This window comes from Bacillus sp. LR--39, from assembly GCF_053613335.1.
Map to the genome: position 1 here is coordinate 1 of NZ_JBSIOT010001075.1, position 638 is coordinate 638.

Consider the following 638-nt stretch of genomic DNA (forward strand, 5'->3'; position numbering starts at 1 on the left):
TGAGGCGAAGCGCGCCATCACTGACGCATTGGAGGGCATCGAAAACGATGTGCCGATCGATATGGTTCAAATTGATTTAACAAGATGCTGGGAAGTTCTTGGGGAGATCATTGGCGATGCTGTACACGAAAGTCTGATCGACCAGCTCTTCTCTCAATTTTGCTTAGGAAAATAAAGGAGGAACAAAGCATATGGGCTATGAAGCAGGCCAATATGACGTCGTTGTCGTCGGCGCCGGACACGCCGGTGTTGAAGCGGCGCTGGCGTCAGCCAGACAAGGCGCAAAAACGCTTGTCTTAACGATTAACCTTGATATGGTTGCTTTCATGCCATGTAACCCGTCTGTCGGCGGACCTGCAAAAGGAATCGTCGTCCGCGAAATTGACGCGCTCGGCGGGGAAATGGCTAAAAATATTGATAAAACGCATATCCAAATGAGGCTTTTAAATACAGGAAAAGGACCTGCCGTTCGGGCGCTTCGGGCTCAGGCTGATAAATTCCAATATCAGCATGAAATGAAAAAGACACTTGAGAATGAACCGAATTTGACCATGCTGCAAGGAATGGTCGAACGCCTTCTTATTGAAGACGGGGAATGCCGGGGCGTTATAACCCAGACAGGGGCGGAGTACCGTTCT

The 638-nt window shown here is 49.4% G+C and carries 1 protein-coding gene and 1 pseudogene; both read left to right on the forward strand.

Going from position 1 to position 638, the window contains the following annotated elements:
- Positions 1-175 (forward strand): annotated as a pseudogene (locus ACWHAR_RS28530) (tRNA uridine-5-carboxymethylaminomethyl(34) synthesis GTPase MnmE); the annotation flags it as partial.
- A gap of 16 nt (positions 176-191) precedes the next feature.
- The coding region (locus tag ACWHAR_RS28535; protein ID WP_452088630.1) for an FAD-dependent oxidoreductase at positions 192-638 on the forward strand (447 nt) is incomplete at its 3' end.